Origin of the sequence: Mycobacterium colombiense (assembly GCF_003284975.1) — a bacterium.
In the GTDB taxonomy this organism is placed as follows: Bacteria; Actinomycetota; Actinomycetes; order Mycobacteriales; family Mycobacteriaceae; genus Mycobacterium; species Mycobacterium europaeum_A.
Genome location: NZ_QMEU01000003.1, coordinates 105,140 through 125,763, shown reverse-complemented (window position 1 = coordinate 125,763; position 20,624 = coordinate 105,140). Strand labels below are relative to the sequence as shown.

General features: G+C 65.3%; 19 protein-coding genes, 1 tRNA gene and 1 pseudogene. 12 read left to right on the top strand and 9 right to left on the bottom strand.

The annotated features are described in order from the left end of the window. Positions 1-54 precede the first annotated feature (54 nt). The 5 genes from DQP58_RS02445 to DQP58_RS02425 all read left to right on the top strand — a co-directional run bounded on the left by DQP58_RS02445 (position 55) and on the right by DQP58_RS02425 (position 5,802). A complete protein-coding gene (locus DQP58_RS02445) occupies positions 55-1,581 on the top strand; it encodes a mannitol dehydrogenase family protein (protein ID WP_112706907.1) in 1,527 nt (508 codons plus the stop codon). Continuing rightward, a complete protein-coding gene (locus tag DQP58_RS02440; protein WP_112706906.1) occupies positions 1,578-2,435 on the top strand; it encodes an HAD family hydrolase in 858 nt (285 codons plus the stop codon). The genes DQP58_RS02445 and DQP58_RS02440 overlap by 4 nt, the downstream gene beginning before the upstream one ends. Positions 2,436-2,469: 34 nt before the next feature. After that, a complete protein-coding gene (locus DQP58_RS02435; protein ID WP_112706905.1) occupies positions 2,470-3,882 on the top strand; it encodes a mannitol dehydrogenase family protein in 1,413 nt (470 codons plus the stop codon). Further along, positions 3,879-4,787, top strand: coding sequence for a carbohydrate kinase family protein (locus DQP58_RS02430; RefSeq protein ID WP_112706904.1), 909 nt, complete (start codon positions 3,879-3,881; stop codon positions 4,785-4,787). Before DQP58_RS02435 ends, DQP58_RS02430 begins: the two co-directional genes overlap by 4 nt. A gap of 97 nt (positions 4,788-4,884) precedes the next feature. Next, positions 4,885-5,802, top strand: coding sequence for a Ku protein (locus DQP58_RS02425; protein WP_066866734.1), 918 nt, complete (start codon positions 4,885-4,887; stop codon positions 5,800-5,802). A gap of 6 nt (positions 5,803-5,808) precedes the next feature. On the opposite strand, the gene pstA is transcribed toward DQP58_RS02425, so the two are convergent. The 4 genes and pseudogenes from pstA to DQP58_RS02405 form a co-directional block, all read right to left on the bottom strand. Then, positions 5,809-6,711, bottom strand: coding sequence for a phosphate ABC transporter permease PstA (pstA, locus tag DQP58_RS02420; protein ID WP_112706903.1), 903 nt, complete (start codon positions 6,709-6,711; stop codon positions 5,809-5,811). A gap of 285 nt (positions 6,712-6,996) precedes the next feature. Further along, positions 6,997-7,971: a phosphate ABC transporter permease subunit PstC gene (pstC, locus tag DQP58_RS02415; RefSeq protein ID WP_112706933.1), complete on the bottom strand. Its 975-nt coding sequence runs from the start codon at positions 7,969-7,971 to the stop codon at positions 6,997-6,999. Between the two features lie 30 nt (positions 7,972-8,001). Then, the gene (pstS, locus tag DQP58_RS02410; RefSeq protein WP_112706902.1) at positions 8,002-9,114 is read right to left on the bottom strand and encodes a phosphate ABC transporter substrate-binding protein PstS; all 1,113 of its coding nucleotides are present in this window, start codon (positions 9,112-9,114) and stop codon (positions 8,002-8,004) included. Positions 9,115-9,358: 244 nt separating this feature from the next. Then, positions 9,359-9,627: pseudogene (locus DQP58_RS02405) on the bottom strand (phosphate ABC transporter substrate-binding protein PstS); the annotation flags it as partial. 136 nt (positions 9,628-9,763) lie between these two features. On the opposite strand from DQP58_RS02405, the gene DQP58_RS02400 reads away from it, so the two are divergent. The 6 genes from DQP58_RS02400 to DQP58_RS02375 all read left to right on the top strand — a co-directional run bounded on the left by DQP58_RS02400 (position 9,764) and on the right by DQP58_RS02375 (position 15,010). After that, a complete protein-coding gene (locus tag DQP58_RS02400) occupies positions 9,764-10,555 on the top strand; it encodes an SDR family oxidoreductase (protein WP_112706901.1) in 792 nt (263 codons plus the stop codon). Positions 10,556-10,579: 24 nt separating this feature from the next. After that, a complete protein-coding gene (locus tag DQP58_RS02395) occupies positions 10,580-11,656 on the top strand; it encodes an NAD(P)H-dependent amine dehydrogenase family protein (RefSeq protein WP_112706900.1) in 1,077 nt (358 codons plus the stop codon). Between the two features lie 85 nt (positions 11,657-11,741). Further along, positions 11,742-12,983: an Nramp family divalent metal transporter gene (locus DQP58_RS02390; RefSeq protein ID WP_205869314.1), complete on the top strand. Its 1,242-nt coding sequence runs from the start codon at positions 11,742-11,744 to the stop codon at positions 12,981-12,983. After that, positions 12,984-14,057: a poly-gamma-glutamate hydrolase family protein gene (locus tag DQP58_RS02385; protein ID WP_112706898.1), complete on the top strand. Its 1,074-nt coding sequence runs from the start codon at positions 12,984-12,986 to the stop codon at positions 14,055-14,057. A 7-nt stretch (positions 14,058-14,064) separates the two neighbouring features. Next, complete coding sequence (locus DQP58_RS02380) at positions 14,065-14,889, top strand: LLM class F420-dependent oxidoreductase (protein WP_112706897.1); 825 nt, start codon at positions 14,065-14,067, stop codon at positions 14,887-14,889. A 48-nt stretch (positions 14,890-14,937) separates the two neighbouring features. Beyond that, a tRNA-Arg gene (locus DQP58_RS02375) sits at positions 14,938-15,010 on the top strand. Positions 15,011-15,411: 401 nt separating this feature from the next. On the opposite strand, the gene DQP58_RS02370 is transcribed toward DQP58_RS02375, so the two are convergent. The 3 genes from DQP58_RS02370 to DQP58_RS02360 all read right to left on the bottom strand — a co-directional run bounded on the left by DQP58_RS02370 (position 15,412) and on the right by DQP58_RS02360 (position 17,893). Continuing rightward, positions 15,412-16,704 (bottom strand): cytochrome P450, encoded by a 1,293-nt coding sequence (locus tag DQP58_RS02370; RefSeq protein ID WP_112706896.1) that lies wholly within the window; start codon positions 16,702-16,704, stop codon positions 15,412-15,414. Between the two features lie 11 nt (positions 16,705-16,715). Next, positions 16,716-16,976, bottom strand: coding sequence for a hypothetical protein (locus DQP58_RS02365; protein ID WP_240629541.1), 261 nt, complete (start codon positions 16,974-16,976; stop codon positions 16,716-16,718). A gap of 62 nt (positions 16,977-17,038) precedes the next feature. Continuing rightward, the gene (locus DQP58_RS02360; RefSeq protein ID WP_112706894.1) at positions 17,039-17,893 is read right to left on the bottom strand and encodes an SDR family oxidoreductase; all 855 of its coding nucleotides are present in this window, start codon (positions 17,891-17,893) and stop codon (positions 17,039-17,041) included. A gap of 240 nt (positions 17,894-18,133) precedes the next feature. On the opposite strand from DQP58_RS02360, the gene DQP58_RS02355 reads away from it, so the two are divergent. Beyond that, a complete protein-coding gene (locus DQP58_RS02355) occupies positions 18,134-18,688 on the top strand; it encodes a TetR/AcrR family transcriptional regulator (RefSeq protein WP_240629539.1) in 555 nt (184 codons plus the stop codon). Positions 18,689-18,720: 32 nt separating this feature from the next. Here the strand turns inward: DQP58_RS02355 and DQP58_RS02350 are convergent, their stop codons facing one another. Beyond that, a complete protein-coding gene (locus DQP58_RS02350; RefSeq protein ID WP_112706932.1) occupies positions 18,721-19,593 on the bottom strand; it encodes an NAD(P)-dependent oxidoreductase in 873 nt (290 codons plus the stop codon). Positions 19,594-19,638: 45 nt separating this feature from the next. Next, positions 19,639-20,526 (bottom strand): thiolase family protein, encoded by an 888-nt coding sequence (locus DQP58_RS27015; protein ID WP_240629538.1) that lies wholly within the window; start codon positions 20,524-20,526, stop codon positions 19,639-19,641. Positions 20,527-20,624: the final 98 nt, after the last annotated feature.

Sequence of the window (20,624 nt, the reverse complement as noted above, 5' to 3'; positions counted from 1 at the left end):
GACATGACTAACGAAGGGGTTAGATCGCCGACCGACCCGGGGCACAGACACACAATGTTTGACGTAATTCCCTCCCCCTGGCGTCGAAACAGCGGCGTCCCACTCAGCGATGCGACGCTGCGACTGCATTCACAACGCGTCGACATCCCGACCTATGACCGGTCGGCCCTCGGCCGAGGAGTCGTCCACATCGGCGCGGGCAACTTCCACCGCGCACATCAGGCCGTCTACTTCGACGACCTGGCCCGCTCGGGCATTTCCGGACGTTGGGGTGTGACCAGCGTCAGCCTGCATTCCCCGGACGTCAAACACCTGCTGTCGGCCCAGGACGGGCTGTACACCGTCGTGCAGCGCGGCCACGACCGCCAAACCGCCCGCGTGGTCGGCTCGATCGGTTCCGTGCATTACGCGCCGAATGACGGCGCGGCCGTGCGTGCCGCCCTGGCGGACCCCGAAACCCGCATCGTCAGCCTGACCATCACCGACAACGGATACTTCCTCAACCCGGTCACCGACGAGTTCGACGCCGACCACCCCGACGTGCGCGCCGACGTCGTCTCCTCCGACGGTTTCGCCACCGCGTGGGGATACCTGGCCGAAGCCCTCGACCGGCGCCGCCGCGCCGGTGTCGCCCCCTTCACGGTGCTGTGCTGCGACAACGTTCCCGGCGATACCCAGCCCGCGAGAACCGCGCTGGTGTCGTTCGCCGCGCTGAAGGATGCCGGGCTCGCCCGGTGGATCGACACCCACGTCGCGTTCCCGTCGACCATGGTCGACCGCATCACCCCGCAAACCACCAAGTCGGAGCGCAAATTCGTCGAGCAGACGTTCGGCGTCGCCGACAAATGGCCGGTGGTGACCGAGCCGCATCGCCAGTGGGTGATCGAAGATTCGTTCAGCAACGGGCGACCACCGCTCGACGAGGTCGGCGCCGAGTTCGTCGCCGACGTCAGCGACCACAAGCTGATCAAAACCCGTCTTCTCAACGGAACCCACATCGCGCTCGCCTGCCTGGCCACCCTGGCCGGCTACCAGCGCACCGACGAGGCGATGCGGGACCGCATCATCTTCGACTATGTCGAAACGCTCCTGCGCGACGAGATTCAGCCGCTGCTGCCCCCGGTTCCCGGCATGAACACCCCCGAGTACCGGGGCACCTTGCTCGATCGGCTCAGCAACCCCCGCATGAGTGACCAGCTTTCGCGGCTGGCGCGGCGCGGAACGAGCAAGATTGCGACGTTCGTGCTGCCCTCGCTACAGGAGGCCATCGCCCAGGGCAGGCCGCACACGCTGCTGATGTTGGCTGTCGCCGGATGGGCGCGCTACATGCGCGGCCACGACCTCAACGGGCGCAAGCTGCGCCTGGAAGACTCGCAGGCGATTCCGGTCGCTAGGTTGGCCAACATGGCACGCAGCAACCCGGATCCGCTGCTGGGACATGAGATGTTCGCCGAGGTGCGCGCGATTCCCGGCTTCTCCCAGCGCCTGGGCGCGATGATCGCCGATATCGACGTGCGCGGTGTGGTGCCCACGCTGCGGGACGCGATGCGCAATGACGAGCGGGAGTTGGTGTCGCGATGACCTTCGGGTTGACCTTCGTGCGCGCCTTCGACCCCGCGCCGATCACCACGTTGCTGTGCGACGCCGACGACAACCTATTCGGTTCGGAGCGGCCGGCTTTCGACGCCTCTACCGAGGTGACCAACCGTTTCCTGGCCAGGTTCGGCGTGACCGCCCCGCTCAGCTCCGAAGAGTTGCGCAAGCGTGCCGTCGGGAAAAACTTCCGCACCACGGCCCTCGACCTGGCGGTGCAGTGCGCGGTGCCGCTCGAGCGGTCCCTGGCCCAGGGCCGTCCCGCGGCGGTGATCGCCAACGCCGGCGACCTCGCGGGCGGCAACGCGTTGTCCGCCGACGAACTCGAGCGGTGGGTGGGCGAGGAGCGCAAACGGGTCACCGCTCATCTGGCCGTCACGCTGACCCCCGATCCGCAGGTGCTGGAGCCGTTGCGAGAACTCGCAACGCGCTACGCGCTGGCGGCCGTGAGCTCCAGCGCCACCAAGCGGTTGCGTGCCTGCTTCGCCGCCACCGGTCTCGACGCGCTGCTATCGGAGGCGGTGACGTTCAGCGCGGAGGATTCTCTTCCGGTGCCGACGAGCAAACCCGATCCCGCGGTGTACCTGCATTGCGGCCAGGTGCTGGGCGTGGCGGCCGAACAAGGGCTGGCCGTCGAGGACTCGGTGGCGGGCGTGACGTCGGCGGTCGCGGCCGGCTATGCCACCATCGGCAACCTGATGTTCGTGCCGCCCGACGAACGGGATTGCCGCCGTGAGGAATTGATCGAGGCCGGCGCAGTCGCGATAACCGACTCGTGGCGCGCTATCGCCGATGCCCTGCTGTTGTCGGCCGCACCGAGTGGAGGCTCGGTAGCCCGGTGACGATCCGGGCACTGACCCGGGGAGGAGTTGGCCAATGGAGGCTGGCGGAATCAAGCTGAACAATGCGACGCTCGCGACGCTGCCGATCGAGGCGCCGACCTACGACCGCGGCAGCGTGAGCGTCGGCATCGCGCATATCGGCGCGGGTCATTTCCACCGCGCGCATCAGGCCGCGTACCTCAATCTGCTACTGCAGCAGGGCCTGGCGCGCGAGTGGGGCATCTGCGGGGTCGGGGTGATGCCCGCCGACTGGACGATGCGCGATGTGCTCGACGGTCAGGACGGGCTCTACACGCTGATCCTGGAAAAGCCCGACGGTAGCCGGGACGCCCACGTGATCGGCTCAATCATCGACTACCACTACGCCCCCGACGATCCGGAGCCGGCGGTGGAAGTGCTTGCGGCACCGACCACCCGGATCATTTCGCTGACCATCACCGAGGGCGGGTATCGGGACCCGGACGGGCCCGCCTTCGCGTTGATCGTCGACGCCCTGGACCGGCGTCGCCGGCGTGGGCTCCCCGCGCCGACGATCGTGTCGTGCGACAACATCGAGAACAACGGTGAGATCGCCCGCCGGGCCGTACTGGCGAACGCCGAAAGCCGGGGCCCCGCACTGGCGCAGTGGATCGATGAACGGGCCCGGTTCCCCAGTTCGATGGTCGACCGGATCACCCCGGCGACGACCCTGCAGATGGCCGCCGAGGTGCGGCGAGATTTCGGCATCAACGACCGGTGGCCGGTGGTGGCCGAGCCGTTCACCGCCTGGGTGCTCGAGGATGATTTCGCCGACGGCAGGCCGCCGCTGGAAAAGGCGGGCGTGCTGCTGGTCGAGGATGTCGCCCCGTACGAGCTGATGAAGCTGCGACTGCTCAACGCGGGCCATCAGTGCCTGGCCTACTTCGCCCATCTGTGCGGCTTCACGTTCGTCCACGAGGCCGCGAGCGATCCGTTGTTCGCCGAATTCTTGCTTGCCTACTTCGAATCCGAGGCCATCCCGACGTTGCCGCCGGTCCCTGGGATCGACCTGCACGATTACACCCGCACGCTGGTCGAGCGGTTCTCCAACCCAGGTGTGCGCGACACGGTGGCGCGGTTGTGCGCCTATTCGTCGGATCGCATTCCGAAATGGTTGATCCCGGTGATCTGCGACAACCTGGCCAGCGACGGCCCGGTTCGGGTGGCGGCCGCGGTGGTGGCGAGCTGGGCCCGCTACGCCGAAGGCACCGACGAGTGGGGTAAGCCGTACGAGGTGGTGGATCAGCTTGCGGATTCGCTGATCCCGATCGCGCGTTCGCAGTACGAGAATCCCACGGCGTTCATCGAAATCGCGGCCGTGTTCGGCGATTTGGCCCACCAGCCGCGCTTCGTCCAGGCCTACACCTGGGCGCTGGACTCGTTGCACCACAAGGGCGCCCGCGCGACGCTGGAGGCCTTGGTGCGATGACCCGTGGCCTGGTCATCGGCGAGTCGCTGATCGACATCGTCGAGGCCGACGAGCATGTCGGCGGCAGCCCGCTCAACGTCGCCGTCGGGCTCGGCCGGCTGGGCCGCGAGGTCGACTTCCTGACCTCCATCGCCGACGACGCGTACGGCAGGCGCATCGCCGACTACGTCGAATCCGCGGGCGTGCAATTGCTTTCGGATAGCACGACGGCGCGGCGCACCGCGACCGCGCGTTCAACGATCGCTGAAGACGGCTCGGCCAACTATGTTTTCGATCTGGACTGGCGGCTCTCCGGAACCCCGCCGGTCGCGCCGCCGCTTTTCGTGCACACCGGATCGATTGCCGCCGTGCAGGATCCGGGCTGCCTGGCGGTGGCGGCGCTGATCGACACCTATCGCATCTCGGCCACCGTCACTTTCGATCCCAACGTGCGGCCGTCGCTGATCGCCGATCGGGAGCCGGCCGTCGCGCGCATCGAGCATCTCATCGAACGTAGCGACATCGTGAAAGTCAGCGAGGAAGACCTGCGCTGGATCGACTCCACGCAGCCGCCCGAGCAGATCGCGCAGACATGGCTGCGGTTGGGACCCGCGATCGTGGCGATGACGATGGCCGACCGCGGCGCGGTGGCTTTCTGCGCGGCCGGGGTCGCCCGGGTACCGACCCGCGCGGTCCGCGTGGTGGACACCGTCGGGGCCGGCGACTCCTTCATGGCCGGCCTGCTTGACGCGCTGTGGGAATCGGGATCGTTGGGCGGTGACCGGCGCGCCGCGTTGCGCGGGATCGACGTGGACGCGCTGACGGCGGCACTCGAGACGGCGAGCATGTGTGCGGCGCTGACCGTCGCCCGCGCGGGAGCTGACCTGCCGGACCGGGCTGCGCTGGACGCCGCTTCGCGTCGCTAGGGGCGCCTCGCGTCGGTGCGCCGGGCCCGGTCCAACGACCAAGGTCGTAGCCTCGTCGTGCTGTTTTGCCGCAGGCCCGCCGGGCATACTGATCTGCATGCGCTCCATCTGGAAGGGTTCCATCGCGTTTGGGCTGGTGAATGTCCCGGTCAAGGTGTACAGCGCCACCCAGGATCACGACATCAAGTTCCACCAGGTGCACGCCAAGGACAACGGCCGCATCCGATACCAGCGGATTTGCGAGGTGGACGGCGAGGTCGTCGAATACCGTGACATCGCCCGCGCCTACGAATCCGACGACGGCCGGACGGTCATCATCACCGACGACGACATCGCCACGCTCCCCGAGGAGCGCAGCCGCGAGATCGAGGTGCTGGAGTTCGTGCCGGCCAGCGACGTGGACCCGATGTTGTTCGACCGCAGCTATTTCCTGGAGCCCGACTCGAAGTCATCGAAATCCTATGTGCTGCTGGCCAAGACGCTGGCCGAGACGGATCGGATGGCGATCGTGCATTTCACGCTGCGCAACAAGACCCGGCTGGCGGCTTTGCGTGTCAAGGACTTCGGCAAACGCGACGTGATGGTGATCCACACGTTGTTGTGGCCCGACGAGATTCGCGACCCGGACTTTCCGATCCTGGACAAGAAGGTCGAGGTCAAACCCGCCGAGCTCAAAATGGCCGGGCAGGTGGTGGATTCGATGGCCGAGGAGTTCAACCCCGACCGCTACCACGACGACTACCAGGAGCAGCTGCACGAGCTGGTCCAAGCCAAACTCGAAGGCGGAGAGGCGTTTACCACCGAAGAGAAGCCGAAGGAGCTGGACGAGACCGAAGACGTCTCCGACCTGCTCGCCAAGCTGGAGGCCAGCGTCAAGGCGCGCTCCGGTAACGGCAAGGCACCCGCGAAGAAGGCTCCCGCGAAGAAAGCCGCGGCGAAAAAGGCCCCGGCCAAAAAGACGGCTGCCAAGAAGGCTCCCGCCAAGAAGACGGCCTCGAAAGCGTCGTCGAAGTAAGCCCGCTCAGCGTTTGCGCGTGGCCAGGAAACGGGTCAGCGCGGCGACGATGTTGATGACGGCGACCATGATGATCAGCGTCAGCGCCGCACCCCAGATCCGCAGGAAGCCCGCGTGTTCAGGGTTGGTGAGCTCGGTGTAGATCAACAGCGGCAGTGAAGCCATGTTGCCATGGAAGATGTCGAGGTTGATCGACCGGCTGTAGCCGACCAGCACCAGCACCGGCGCCGTTTCGCCGATCACCCGCGCAATGGACAGCAGGATGCCGGACACGATGCCGGGCATCGCGATCGGGAAGACGATCCGCACGATGGTCTTCCATTTGGACACACCGAGCGCGTAGCTGGCTTCACGCAGGTCGTCGGGCACCAGCCGCAGCATCTCCTCGGCCGAGCGCACCACCACCGGCAACATCAGCAAGACCAGCGCCAGCGACACCGCGAACGAACTTTGCTGGAAGCCCAGCGTGGCGATCCAGAGGCTGAAAATGAACAGCGCCGCAACGATCGAGGGCACCCCGGCGAGCACGTCGACCATGAACGTCGTCAGGCGCACCAGGCGCCCGGATCCGTATTCGACCAGGAACACCGCGGTCATCAGGCCGAGAGGTACGGCCAGGGCCGCGGCCACCCCGGCCTGCACCAGCGTGCCGTACAGCGCGTGGTAGACGCCGCCGGAGAACTGTTCCGGCAGCACGCCGTGCAGCGAATGGGTCCACCACCCCGACCGCGTCACGGCGTACCAGCCGCGTTCGATGACGATCCAGAGCACCCAGATCAGTGGCACCAGCGCGACGCAGAACGAGCCGAGGAAGAAGATGGTCGCGGTGTTGTTGGTGATCCGGCGCCGAAAGCTCAGCGGCCTGAATACCTCGACCTTGACCGGCCGGTCGAGCGCTTCAGCCGTCACTAGCGCCACTCCTCCTCATCGCTTCGCTCTGCATCGTCGCGACGCGGGTCACGAGCGCCACTCCTCCTCATCGCTTCGCTCTGCATCGTCGCGGCGCGGGTCACGAGCGCCACTCCTCCTCATCGCTTCGCTCTGCATCGTCGCGACGCGGGTCACGAGCGCCACTCCTCCTCATCGCTTCGCTCTGCATCGTCGCGACGCGGGTCACGAGCGCCACTCCTCCTCATCGCTTCGCTCTGCATCGTCGCGACGCGGGTCACGAGCGCCACTCCTGCGGCCCGGGCCTCATCCGTTGACCTTGCCGCCGGCGATCGCCCGCGCGAGCGCGTTGACGACGAACGTCAAGACGAACAGCGCGAACCCCGCCGAGATATACGCCCCCGTGGGCAACGGCTCGCTGAACTCCGCGGCCGCCGAGGCGATCTTCGACGCGAACGTGTAGCCGCCGTCGAACAGCGACCAGCTGCCCGGGCGGGCAGCCGACCGCAGGATGATCAGCACCGCCACGGTTTCGCCCAGCGCACGCCCCAACCCGAGCATCGAGGCCGCGATCACACCGCTGCGGCCGAACGGCAGCACGGTCATCCGCACCACTTCCCATTTGGTGGCGCCCAGCGCCTGAGCCGCTTCCATCTGGATGTGCGGGGTCTGCCGAAACACCTCACGCGAGACGGAGGTGACGATCGGCAGGATCATCACCGAGAGCACCACGGCGGCGGTGAAGATGGTCCCACCGCCGGCCAACGAGACGTTGCCCTGCTTGAACAGGAAAAACCAGCCGAGGTGGCGATTGAGATAGGCCGCCACCGGCTCGATCTGGGGTGCCAGCACGAAAATTCCCCACAGCCCGAAGATGATCGACGGCACGGCGGCGAGCAGATCCACCACCGCGCCGAACGGGCGCGCCAGCCGCTTCGGTGCGTACTGGGTGAGGAACACAGCGATGCCGACGGAGACGGGAACGGCCAGCACCAGCGCGCTGAGCGAACTCAGAACCGTGACCATGAGCAGGTCGCGGATACCGAACGCGAGGTTGTGCGGGTCGCTGGTGCTGAATTTGGCGCTGGTGAAGAAGTTCGCGTGGTTAACGCGCAACGACGGGACGGCGCGCAGCAACAAGAACACCGCGATCAGCAGGATCGCAATCACGATCGTCGAACCGGCGGCGGCGGCGATCAGCTTGAACAGTCGATCGGCACGCCGTCCCACGTGTTCACTCAACGCTGTGAGTGCCGGCTTCTCCGTGGTCGACGGGCTGATTGCTGTTCCTCGTGTCACGACCACCTCAGGTTATGTGATCGCGTTGATGGAAGCAGACAACCTCGCTTTGAACGCGTCAGGGATCGGGATGTAGCCGTTGTCGGCCAGGCCGTTCTGCCCGGCGCCGATGGTGCTCTGCAGGAACGCCTTGACCGCGGTACCGATCTGGGCGTCGGGATACTTCGAGCAGACGATCTCGTAGGTCGCCAACACAATCGGGTAGGAACCGGCCTGGGTCGGCTTGTAGAACGAGAGCGTGTCGAGCACCAGGTCGTTACCCTGGCCGGCGATTTTGGCGCCGGCGATAGTCTTGCCCGCCGAGTCGGCGCTGATCGACACCGCGTCCGGGCCGGCCGAGGTGACGATCTTGGCCATGTTCAGTTTCTGCGCCTGGGCGAACGACCACTCGTTGTATGTGATGGATCCTTCGGTGGCCTTGATCGCCGCCGAGGTGCCGTCGTTGCCCTTGGCTCCCTCGCCGACCCCGCCCTTAAAGGTCTTTCCGGCACCCTTGCCCCATGCGCCGTCGGCGGCGGCATCGAGGTACTTCTGGAAGTTGTCCGTGGTGCCGGATTCGTCGTTGCGGAACACGACATGGATCGGTTCGCCGGGCAACGTGACGCCGGGATTGAGCGCCTGGATCGCGGGGTCATTCCACGTCGTGATCGCGCCGTTGAAGATCTTCGCGGCCGTGGCGCCATCCAGGCTCAGCGAATTGACGCCGGTGACGTTGTAGGTGATGGCGATCGGACCGAATACCACCGGGAGATTCAGCGCCGGCGAACCGCACCGTTGTTGCGCCGCGGCGTATTCGTTCGGCGCCAGGGGCGAATCCGAACCGCCGAAATCCGTTTGCTTGCCGTTGAATTCGCTGATTCCCGCACCCGAACCGTTGGCGGTGTAGTTCAGCGTCTGGCCGGGGCAGGCCTGCTCGAACGCGTTGACGAAGCGGGTCATCGCATTGGCCTGGGCCGTCGAACCGCTCGCCTTGAGGGTCTTCGCCCCGCCGCAGCTCACCTTGCCCGATGCGGATCCGCTGGTAGCACTTGCGCCGGCGCCGTTGTTGTCGCTTCCGCATCCGGACAGCGCCAGCGCTGCGGCGCTGGCGACACTGAGCACGGCGCCAAATCGGTTGAGTTTCAATTCGCTTCCTTACGGTAGGGATGAAACAGCATCGCCGCCGGTCGGTAACGCTGCGCCCCGACCGGCCCGTCTCGCAGCCACGAAGCTAACAGTAACAAGGTTAACTGTGAGCAAACTGTTCGGCGATCGCCGCTGAACGCGTCGGCGACCAGCGTCGACGTGGGCGGGGGCCGAACGCGATGTCACCTGGAAAGCGTGGGGCAGCAAAGAAAATGGCCCCTTCGGCGAGGGCCCGTTCGGCGAATCACGAGATGGCGTCGATGGCAGCCGACAGCCGGGACTTGAATGGCGCCGGTAGCGGGATGTATCCGTTGTCCGCCAGTCCGTCCTGCGCGCTCCCGATGGTGCTCTGCAGAAACGCCTTCACCGCCGCACCCACCTGTGGGTCGGGTATTTCGAACACACGATCTCGTAGCTGACCAACACGATCGGGTAGGACCCCGGCCGGGTCGGCCTATCGAACGAGAAGGTGTCGACGACCAAGTCGTTGCCCCGGCCGGTGAGGGTGGCACCGGGTGCGGGCAAACTTCGTCTTCGTGTGGCGTCGACCGGCCCGTATGCAAAAGTAGAACCTGTTCCAGAAATGCCCGTTCCGAGACGGCGCGGCTTGCTACCGTGTCGGCTGACACCGAAACGAAGAGAGGCCGCCATGATCCTTGACAGGTTCCGTCTCGACGACAAAGTCGCCGTCATCACCGGTGCAGGCCGCGGCCTCGGGGCGGCCATCGCGCTGGCCTTCGCCGAGGCGGGCGCGGATGTTCTCATCGCCTCGCGCACGGAATCGCAACTAGAAGCCGTCGCCGAGCAGGTCCGCGCGGTCGGGCGGCGGGCCCACGTGGTGGCCGCCGACTTGGCGCACCCCGAGTCCACCGCGGAGCTCGCCGGTCAGGCCGTCGAGGCCTTCGGAAAACTAGACATCGTCGTCAACAACGTCGGCGGGACCATGCCCAACACGCTGCTGACCACGTCGACCAAGGATCTCAAGGACGCCTTCACCTTCAACGTCGCCACGGCCCACGCGCTGACGCTGGCGGCGGTGCCGCTGATGCTGGAGCACTCCGACGGCGGCAGCATCATCAACATCACCTCGACCATGGGCCGGCTGGCCGGGCGTGGTTTCGCCGCCTACGGCACCGCCAAGGCCGCGCTGTCGCACTACACCCGGTTGACCGCGCTGGACCTGTGCCCGCGGATTCGGGTCAACGCGATCGCCCCGGGGTCGATTTTGACCTCCGCACTGGACGTGGTGGCCTCCAACGACGAACTGCGGGCACCGATGGAGAAGGCCACACCGATGCGCCGTCTCGGCGATCCCGTCGACATCGCCGCTGCCGCAGTTTATTTGGCCTCCCCCGCGGGCAGCTTCCTCACCGGCAAGACGCTCGAGGTCGACGGCGGCCTCACCTTCCCCAACCTCGACATCCCCGTCCCGGATCTGTGACCCCCGACCACTGAGGAGCACGTCATGCCCATCCCCGTCGTCCAATTGGGCACCGGCAACGTCGGTATCCACGCCCTGCGGGCGCTCATCACCAATCCGGAGTTCGACCTCAAAGGCGTCTGGGTCTCGTCCGAAGCCAAGGCCGGCAAGGACGCGGCAGAGCTTGCGGGACTTACCGACTCGACCGGCGTGCTGGCGAGCACCGACCTGGATGCCGTGCTCGCCACCGGGCCGCAGTGCGCCGTGTACAACGCGCTGGCCGACAACCGGCTGCCCGAGGCGCTCGAGGACTACCGGCGCGTCCTGGCAGCCGGAATCAACATCGTCGGCAGCGGCCCGGTGTTCTTGCAGTACCCGTGGCAGGTGATCCCCGAGGAGCTTATCAAGCCCCTGGAAGATGCTGCGCAACAAGGTAATTCGAGCCTCTATGTCAACGGTATCGATCCCGGCTTCGCCAACGACCTGCTGCCGTTGGCGCTGGCCGGCACCTGCCAGAGCATCCAGCAGATCCGGTGCATGGAGATCGTCGACTACGCCACCTATGACAGCGCCGCGGTCATGTTCGACGTCATGGGGTTCGGCAAGCCGCTGGACGACATCCCCATGCTGCTGCAGCCCGGCGTGCTCAGCCTGGCGTGGGGATCGGTGATCCGCCAGATCGCCGCGGGTTTGGGCGTTTCACTCGACGAGGTCACCCAGGACTACGTCCGCGTCCCGGCCCCCGAGGACTTCGACATCTCCTCGGGCCACATCGCCAAGGGCACCGCCGCGGCGCTGCGCTTCGAAGTGTTCGGCAAGGTCGACGGCCACCCCGTGGTCGTCCTCGAACACGTCACCCGGCTGCGCGCCGACCTGTGCCCCGACTGGCCGCAGCCAGCCCAGGAGGGCGGCTCCTACCGCATCGAGATCACCGGCGAGCCGTCCTACGCCATGGATGTCTGTCTGAGCAGCCGCAAGGGCGATCACAACCACGCCGGCCTGGTGGCCACCGCGATGCGCGTCGTCAACGCGATCCCCGCCGTGGTCGCCGCCGAACCGGGCATCGTGACCACCCTGGACCTGCCGCTGGTCACCGGCAAGGGGCTCTACCTCCCGCAGTGACGCCCAAATGGCTGGGAAACGCCCTAGCCGCTGCGGGTGGCGCCCAGATGTTCGACTACCCTCACTTTCTTATTCGGTGAAGTGAATCGAGGTCGGCACGTTGGGGCAGCGCACCCAGGGCTCGCTCAAGGGCAACTGGTACTTGCTCGGCCCCGCGTTCGTCGCCGCGATCGCCTACGTCGACCCCGGAAACGTCGCGGCCAACGTCAGCGCCGGCTCGCAGTACGGCTACCTGCTGTTGTGGGTGATCGTGGCGGCTAACGTGCTGGCGGGGCTGGTGCAGTACCTGTCGGCGAAGCTGGGGCTGGTCACCGGGCGCTCCCTGCCCGCCACGATCGGCAAGCGGATGGGCCGCCCGGCGCGGCTCGTCTACTGGGCTCAGGCCGAACTGGTGGCCATCGCCACCGATGCGGCCGAGGTCGTCGGCGGGGCCATCGCCTTACACATTCTGTTCAACCTGCCGCTGCTGGTGGGCGGCGTGATCACCGGCCTGGTCGCCCTGCTGCTGTTGGGGATTCAAGACCGGCGCGGACAGATCATCTTCGAGCGCGTCATCACCGGTCTGCTGCTGGTGATCGCGGTCGGGTTCGCGGCGAGCTTCTTCGTCAAGACCGCCCCTCCGGAGGAGATGCTCGGCGGCCTGGTCCCCCGGTTCCGCGGCACGGAAAGTGTGCTGTTGGCGGCCGCCATCCTGGGTGCCACCGTCATGCCGCACGCGGTCTACATGCATTCGGGCCTGGTCCTGGACCGGCACGGACATCCCGACGAGGGATCGCATCGGCGCCTGTTGTTGCGCATCACCCGCTGGGACGTCGTGCTGGCGATGACTGTGGCCGGCACGGTGAACGCCGTCATGCTGATCATCGCCGCGGTCAACCTGCAGCACCGCGACGTGAGCGCCTCCATCGAGGGCGCCTATTCCGCGATCCACAACACGCTGGGCGCGGCCATCGCGGTGCTGTTCGCGGTCGGGCTGCTCGCGTCGGGTCTGGCGTCGTCGTCGGTGGGCGCCTACGCCGGCGCCATGATCATGCAGGGGTTGCTGCACCGCTCGGTCCCCATGGTGGCGCGCCGGTTGATCACCCTGGTGCCCGCCCTGGTGATCCTGGCGGTGGGGTTCGATCCCACCCGCGCGCTGGTGCTGTCTCAGGTGGTGTTGTCGTTCGGAATCCCTTTTGCGGTGCTGCCTTTGATCAAGCTGACCAGCGATCGCGGCCTGATGGGCGGCGACGTCAACCACCGCATCACCACCATTCTCGGCTGGGCCGTCGGCGTATTGATTAGTCTGCTTAACGTGGTGCTCATCTGGCTGACGGTGACCGGCTGAATGCCGGCCCGCCGGCATCTGTACTTCGCATACGGGTCGAACCTATGCGTCCGTCAGATGGCGCAGCGCTGTCCCGACGCCGCGGATCCGCGGACGGCCGTGCTGGCCGATCACGACTGGCTGATCAATCAGCGCGGCGTGGCCACCGTCGAACCGCTCGCCGGTAACCAGGTGTACGGGGTGGTCTGGCAGATCTCCGACGGTGACTTGGCGACCCTGGACAGCGCCGAGGGTGTGCCGGTGCGCTACCGGCGCGACGAAATGACCGTGCACACCGACGACGGGCCGGCGCCGGCCTGGGTGTACATCGACCACCGGGTGACGCCGGGCCCGCCCCGGCCGGGCTACTTACCCAAGATCATCGACGGCGCCACCCAGCACGGGTTGCCGCAACGCTGGGTCGACTTCTTGCGCCGCTGGGATCCGGCCGGCTGGCCCCGCCCGAAGTCGCCGACGTCCGGGCCTGGACCGCAATCGCTTTCGGCATTGCTGCGCGAGCCCGGGGTGACGGAGAGCTGCCAATTACGTTCGCGTTTTGGCTTTTTGGCGATCCACGGCGGTGGGCTCGAAGAGATGACGGACGTGATCGCCGAACGCGCCGCCGAGGCGGCCGGCGCGTCGGTGTATGTGGTGCGCCATCCCGACCACTATCCGCACCACCTGGCGTCGGCCCTGTTCGATCGGGCCGAGTCAGCTCGGCTCGCCGAGTTCCTCGACCATGTCGACGTCGCGGTGTCGGTGCACGGATATGGCCGCGACGGGCGCAGCACCCAGCTACTGGCGGGGGGCCGCAACCGGGCGCTGGCCGCCCACCTGACCCGGCACGTCCGGCTGGCCGGCTACCAGTTGATCACCGACCTCGACGAGATCCCACCGGAACTGCGTGGCCTGCATCCGCGCAACCCGGTGAACCGGGTGCGCGCCGGTGGAACCCAGCTGGAGCTCTCGGCGCGGGTCCGCGGGATCAGCCCGCGCAGCCCGCTGCCGGGTGACGACGGTTTGTCGTCGGTCACCAGCGCCCTGATCCAGGGGTTGGCCGACGCCGCCCGCAGTTGGTCGATATTGCATCGTTGAACGGAGAGTGTTGGTGGCCAAGGATTTTCGCTTCGGAATGAGCATGCGGTTCTTCAAGTCGCGCGAGGCCCTGCTGGACAGGGCCAAGCGCGCTGAGGACGCCGGCTTCGACATTCTTTGCGTGCCCGACCATTTGGGTGCCGCCGCGCCCTTCCCGACGCTGACCGCGGTCGCGATGGTCACCACGACGCTGCGGCTGAGCATGTATGTGCTCAATTCCGCGTTCTACAAGCCGGCCCTGCTCAGCCGGGACATGCAGGCTCTGGACCTGCTCAGCGACGGCCGCCTGGAGATCGGACTGGGCACCGGTTACGTCCGCGAGGAGTTCGAAGCCGCGGAGATCCCGTATCCCAGCGCCCGCGAGCGGGTCGACTACCTCGAACACATGACCGGCTATCTGAAGCAACATCACCCGACGACGCCGCTGATCATCGCCGGCAACGGCGATCGGGTGCTGACCATCGCCGCCCGCAACGCCGACATCATCGGGCTGACCGGATCCAGGGTGCGCGACGTCGAGGACCCCTTCGCCGAGCGGGTCGACTTCGTCCGCAAGGCCGCCGGAGATCGGTTCGACTCGCTGGAGCTGAATCTGGCCATCACGGCGATGCCGCGGGCCGGCGAGACCGAGCCCGACTTAAAGCTGACCCGCGCCTATTCGCCGGACCTGTCCGACGAGGAGATCCTGTCGCAGCCCTCGGTGCTCAGCGGTTCGCCGCGCGAGATCGCCGACACCTTGTCCGGGTACCGGGAGAAGTACGGCGTCTCGTCCTTCACCGTGCAGGACAACAACATCGAGAACTTCTCGAAGGTGATCGCCGAACTGCGCTGACGCCGTGGCGATTCAGGGGTCGAACTGCCGGTAAGCTCAGGCCCGTCCGCCCTCGTAGCTCAGGGGATAGAGCACGGCTCTCCTAAAGCCGGTGTCGCAGGTTCGAATCCTGCCGGGGGCACAACCTGATAAATTACCTGTTCAGAGGCCATTTTGGAGCGTACGCGCGAGTCGGCGCATGCGATCTCCGTGCGATCTCCGTGTGATCTTCTGTAGCGCGTGCCAGCACTAGCCAGCGCAGTTGTTGCGACTGTAGCGACCCAGTATCGGGATAGCTGGGGCGCGCCAGAGTCGCCCCCCTTGACGCGCTGCGCCTCCATCAACAGTGGACCACCCAGCCGGAATGAATGTGACAGCTGTGCGCTGTAGCCGCACGCACCCTCGATGGCAATGCAATGTTTTGATTGACGCTCTGGATCCAAGACCAGGTCAGCGAATTCGACGGGGAATAGGCAATACCTGCGGATGGGGGGTTGCAGGGGGACATCCGTTCCTGCCGCCTTTCTCGCGCGGAAGGGTCGGTCAGGCTGGCGTCAGGTGGAGCGGTAGGTGGGTCGGACCGCGTAACGAACTATGGGTCGACCATTCTGTGGGGCCGCCGGGAGCGATCCGTTTGACGTGGGTGACGAGTTGTCGCAGCACGGCTTGGGCTTCCATTCGAGCCAGTGGCGCTCCTATGCACATGTGTGCGCCGTAGCCGAAAGCGACGTGAGCTCGCGGGTTGCGGTCGGCGCGGTACTCGTCAGGTTGGTCGAAGACTGCCGGGTCGCGATTCGCCGCCCCGAAGGACAAAAGGAGGCGTGATCCGGAGGGGATGGTGACGCCGCCGATTTGATAGTCGGCGCGGGTGTAACGGTAGAGGTTTTGTATCGGGGTCGTGATGCGAAGTTGCTCCTCGACGGCGATCGGGACGAGGTCGGGGTTGGCGCGGATCAAGTCGTACTGATCGGAGTGACGGGCGAGAGTGTCGAACATTCCACCGAGAAGGTTCGTGGTCGTTTCATTCCCGGCGATCAACAGGTGAATCGCGATCAGCCAAAGCTGACGATCGGTGAGACTGCCATCGGTGTTGTGTTGGAGGAGTCGCCCCAGCACAGTGCCCGATCCCTTTAGCCCACCCTCTGCGAATTGCTTCACGAAGTAGCGCTGCAACGCCACCATCGCGGATATGGATCTGACAGCCTCTGCGAGGCGTGTCGGGGTGAATTCCATGACTTTCACAGCGTTTTCTGACCACCGCCGGAAGTCATTGACGTCGCCTTCGGGTACCCCGAGGATCTGCGCGATCAGACGGATCGGCATCGGTATCGCCAAGTGCTGCACGACATCGCAGCCGGGGTTGTTCAACAGGTCGGAGACAAGTTCCACAGCCAGCTTCTCGACGATTTCCTGCCATGCGCTCATGGCTCCCTTGCTGAATCCCGGCTGAATCTGCTTACGGAGTCGGGTGTGTTCTTCACCGTCGGTCAGCACCGCGAGCGGTGCCGACATCCTCAATCGGGTGACCCCTTGCGTACTGGTGACCTGATCGGTGTCGCGCAGTGCAGCTCGCACGTCGTCGAGTCGGCTGACGATCCAGGTGGCTCGCCTGGGGTTGTAGTGCACGCGGCCGCTTCTGTGTAGAGCCCGGTAGGCGTCGAATGGTTGGGCAGCGGTGATCGGATTCTGTGGGTCATAGTCTGTATTCACCGCGCCCGTCCAAGCGTCGTAGCCGCGTCGGCGGGTGCGTATCGCGGCAGCGAGGTTCATCCGAACGGCATTACTGAACGGCCTAATGGCTTCGGCAACCCCTTGGGCGGTCTGACTGATCGACATTTTCTCTGCCCCTACCCGAGCCACCGGCTCCCCTGACTGCCTCCGCGCCGAATTCGAACCTGATTGCAGACGATGTTGGTCGTCAAATGAATGACGTAACAAGCAGATACGATGGTCGACTGCCGACTCATTCGAGGATTCGCCATCATGACCCCGATCGTCGTTTCGATGGCACCATTGATGTAGGTGAACATGCGCGCGTGTTCGGCAAAGCCGAGGCGGTTGATGGGGTCGAAGAACCGTGGAACGCAGAAATGTGCAACACCGATCATGGCAACAATGACAGCGACGCACCGTTTGCGGCCCCTTTCCGAACGACGAGTCATTGTGTCGTTCATTGAAGTTGCCGGGTGTTGCGAGCCACGGCGATCATGTCTCTCATCGTGAACGCCGCGAGAACGCCGCCGTCGCAGGCGATATCGACGCCAGTCATATAGCTGGCCTTCGTGTCCGCGCAGAAAGCCAAAAGTTCTGCGACTTCCTCGGGTCTGCCGAACCGCTTCAACGCGGCATAATGCAACATCGCTCCCGAGCCGGCTCGTTCCTCCAATCTCCCCATGGGTGTGTCGATGGTGCCAGGAGATACCGAGACAATTCTTCCGCCGCGCTCGCCGAACCTGGCCGCCTGTGAGGAGCAGTACCACGTTACGAAGTTCTTGCTGATCGAATATGCGAACCCTGGCCGCATCTTGGTAGGCACGACGTTGCACGCCGATGTCATCTTCTTCACGAAGACGTCCTGGTTGCGCAGCGCGTACTTGAAACGCCCTTTAGGTACTAACACTCGCGGAAAGGTGTGCGCCGCCATCGACGCAACGTTGACGATCGCAAAGCCTTCCTCCAGGAGTCGGTAGAAAGCTTCGTTCACGTTGACCGTGCCCAGCGCATTGATCCGGATGATCAGCTCGGCTGAACCCATGCTGGGACTCACCCCTGCGGTGTGGATGACCGAGGCAACCGTACCGAATGCCTCTGATTCGCAGACCAACTCGGCGACAGAGTCATGGTTGGTGACGTCAACCACGACGGGCTTGCACTCGACGCCGAGTGACCGTAGTTCCGTCGCCGCCGCGTCGAGACGGGCTTCACTGACATCGCTGATGACGACCGAGTGGTCGCGTCCGACGATCTTCGCTGCGGCGAGTCCGATGCCACCCGCAGCTCCGGTGATGACACACAATTCGCGCACTCGCTACCTTTCTGCTCGACGCGAAGTCCCAGTCCGGACCTACTCATCACCCGCTCTAATCCGGCTGTTTGAACGGGCGGCCACTATTACGAGATTATTTTTCTCGTAAATCATCGCACGTTGCGCCGCCCATGTACACAGGCAAAGTGCCTCGCCCAGACAGACGACTCAGGGGCTTTAAAGTTGCTTTAGGGTCGTGACGTGAGCCAAAACCGCCGAGGGCGACCGCGTAGCGCGGCTGTGCATGAGGCGATCCTTGACGCCACCCGCAGCCTGCTGGTGGAAGTGGGGTACGGCGGGGTGTCAATGGACAAGGTTGCCGCCAATGCCGGAGTGGGAACGCAAACGGTTTATAGACGGTGGCCGTCGAAAGCTCCTTTGGTGGCCGAAGCGGTAATGCAGGCCTATGCGCAAGCCGACTTCACGCTTCCTGATACGGGAGACACGGTCGAAGATTTGAGGACTTGGATGCACGAATCTGCCGCGCTCAGTGCCGCCCCGGAGAACATCGCACTCGTCCGCGCTCTTGCCGCTGCCGCGGCTGAGAACCTTCAAGACCGCGACACCTTGTACCAACAACTTACTGGCCGCTTCCACGACGCGGTGATGCAGCGGTTGCAAACCGGAATCGCGTGCAGTCAAATTCGCGCCGATGCCGACATCGAAGCTGCCGCTGACGCATTGATTGGAGCCACGCTATATCGCATGCTCAGCGTCACAACGACGGTTGGCGAGACGATCGGACGTTACGACGGGCTAATAGACACGTTGATGAGTGGCCTGGCGACGCGCTGACCCGATGGCCTCGAGTTATCCGCGTCACCGGTTCAGGGAGAATCCGCGACAGTCGAGTGCGGAACTCCTAGCCCTTCCGCCAGATTCCGTAAGGCGATTTCGGCCAGCGGAAGATCGACGTCCAGTTCCCTGCCAAGACGTAGCGCCAGGCTGAGATCCTTCTCTCCCAGCGCGCAGGTGTGCATGAACGGCTGGTAGAGAAAATGATCCGGGTCGAGTGGGCGGCTCATGTCGTCGCGAAACATCATGGCGCCGGCGCCACCGCTTTGTACGTCTGTATGACGCACAATACGACCCAACGCTTGAACATCGAGGCCCGCACGTTCGGCCAGCTGCATCGCCTCACAAGCGGCCGCGAAGGAAGTGAAGGTCAGCATGTTGCGCGCCAGCTTCATTCGTGTGCCGGCGCCCGGCTCGCCGGCATGGACGACCATCGACGCCCACTGTTTGAACGCCGGCTTGACCCGTTCGTAGGTCTCCCGGTCCGCGCCCACCATGACAGCGAGTGCACCCGTCTTGACGGCCTCCACACCACCGCTTACCGGCGCATCGATGAGCTGAATACCCTTGGCTTGGAGCTCCTTTGCCAGTTCGGACGCAGTGTTGTGGTCGATCGTGGAATGTATCGCGATGACGGTACCGGGTTTGGCGTGAGCGGTGAGGTCGGCCACCACGCCGCGGACTTGATCGTCGTTGAGCACCATGACACTGATGATGTCGGCGACCGCCACGTCGCGCGCGGTCCTGGCCACCTCGGCGCCGGCTTGGGCGAACGGCGTTGTCGTGTTGGATCTTACGTCGAAAACAATCAGGCCGCCGGGCCACTCGACGAGCCGCTTGGCCATCGGCGCACCCAAATTTCCCAGGCCGATGAATCCTAACTTAGGTGCTTGAGTCTCAGCCATCGACATTCCTCCTCGGACTTGCTGACCGTCTGGTTATCCGCATTCTCACGCCTGCCGCAGCAACATCGCCGTGGTGCCGCTGTTGGCTGCTCCTACGCCTACCGCAGCCAGCTTGGCATCGTGGACCTGTCGCTCGCCACCCTGGCCGCGAATCTGCAAACACGCTTCGTGCAGATGTCCAAAGCCGTGCAAGCGTCCTCCCGATAGCTGCCCTCCGGCAGTGTTGAGGGGCAATTCTCCGCCGAGCGAAATGCGGTGAAGGTCGGAAACCCATTGGCCCGCTTCTCCGACCGGGCAGAAACCGAAGTCTTCGAGCCAGCAGAGCACGAAGACACTGAACCCGTCATATAGCGAGGCGACGTCGACATCGGCAGCGGTGAAGTCGGTCCGCTCCCAGATCGTGGACCATCGAGAGCTGATACGGGTGATGTCTTGACCGCCCTCCCAAGTGAAGCGGTCGTGGTGAGCACAGTCGACCGCCTCGACGGTCACCGCCGGGTGGTCGAGCCCCGCGGCGTGCTCGGCGCGCGAGACGACGAATGCGGTGGCGCCGTCGCAGGCGATGTCGCAGTCGAACATGCAGAGCGGGTCGGAAACCATGCGCGCGTTGAGATAGGTCTCGAGGTCGAGCGGATCGCGGTAGATCGCCAAGGGGTTGCGAGCGGCGTGGCTCCGTTGCGCGATGGCGATCGACGCGAGCTGCTCGCGAGTAAGCCCGTATCGCAACATCCGCGAGCGAATCTGAAGAGCCGCCAAGTTGGCCGCCGTGGCACCAAAAGGAATCTGCCAGGCCAGCATTCCGCCTGGACGGCCGCCCCCGGACCCGTATCCTTTGCGTCGGCCGGCGCCTTGCGCGGTGCCCTCCCAGATGCTGCGCCAGCAGAGCACATGATTGGCCAACCCTCCCGCCACAGCGAGCATGGCGTCGACCACCGCCCCGAGCTGACCTGGAGACTCCACTCCCCCTGCGACCCAATTCGGCTCGATTCCCAAGGCGTCATGGATGTCACGCAGTGACGCCCCGGAAAACC

Excerpts from the sequence above, each read along its gene's own strand:
- DQP58_RS02395 (WP_112706900.1), top strand. The coding sequence starts at position 10,580 with ATGCCCATCCCCGTCGTCCAATTGGGCACCGGCAACGTCGGTATCCAC.
- DQP58_RS02435 (WP_112706905.1), top strand. The coding sequence starts at position 2,470 with ATGGAGGCTGGCGGAATCAAGCTGAACAATGCGACGCTCGCGACGCTG.
- DQP58_RS02350 (WP_112706932.1), bottom strand. The coding sequence starts at position 19,593 with ATGGCTGAGACTCAAGCACCTAAGTTAGGATTCATCGGCCTGGGAAAT.
- DQP58_RS02445 (WP_112706907.1), top strand. The coding sequence starts at position 55 with ATGTTTGACGTAATTCCCTCCCCCTGGCGTCGAAACAGCGGCGTCCCA.
- DQP58_RS02370 (WP_112706896.1), bottom strand. The coding sequence starts at position 16,704 with ATGTCGATCAGTCAGACCGCCCAAGGGGTTGCCGAAGCCATTAGGCCG.
- DQP58_RS02430 (WP_112706904.1), top strand. The coding sequence starts at position 3,879 with ATGACCCGTGGCCTGGTCATCGGCGAGTCGCTGATCGACATCGTCGAG.
- DQP58_RS02365 (WP_240629541.1), bottom strand. The coding sequence starts at position 16,976 with ATGATCGGTGTTGCACATTTCTGCGTTCCACGGTTCTTCGACCCCATC.
- DQP58_RS02425 (WP_066866734.1), top strand. The coding sequence starts at position 4,885 with ATGCGCTCCATCTGGAAGGGTTCCATCGCGTTTGGGCTGGTGAATGTC.
- DQP58_RS02400 (WP_112706901.1), top strand. The coding sequence starts at position 9,764 with ATGATCCTTGACAGGTTCCGTCTCGACGACAAAGTCGCCGTCATCACC.
- DQP58_RS02440 (WP_112706906.1), top strand. The coding sequence starts at position 1,578 with ATGACCTTCGGGTTGACCTTCGTGCGCGCCTTCGACCCCGCGCCGATC.
- DQP58_RS02385 (WP_112706898.1), top strand. The coding sequence starts at position 12,984 with ATGCCGGCCCGCCGGCATCTGTACTTCGCATACGGGTCGAACCTATGC.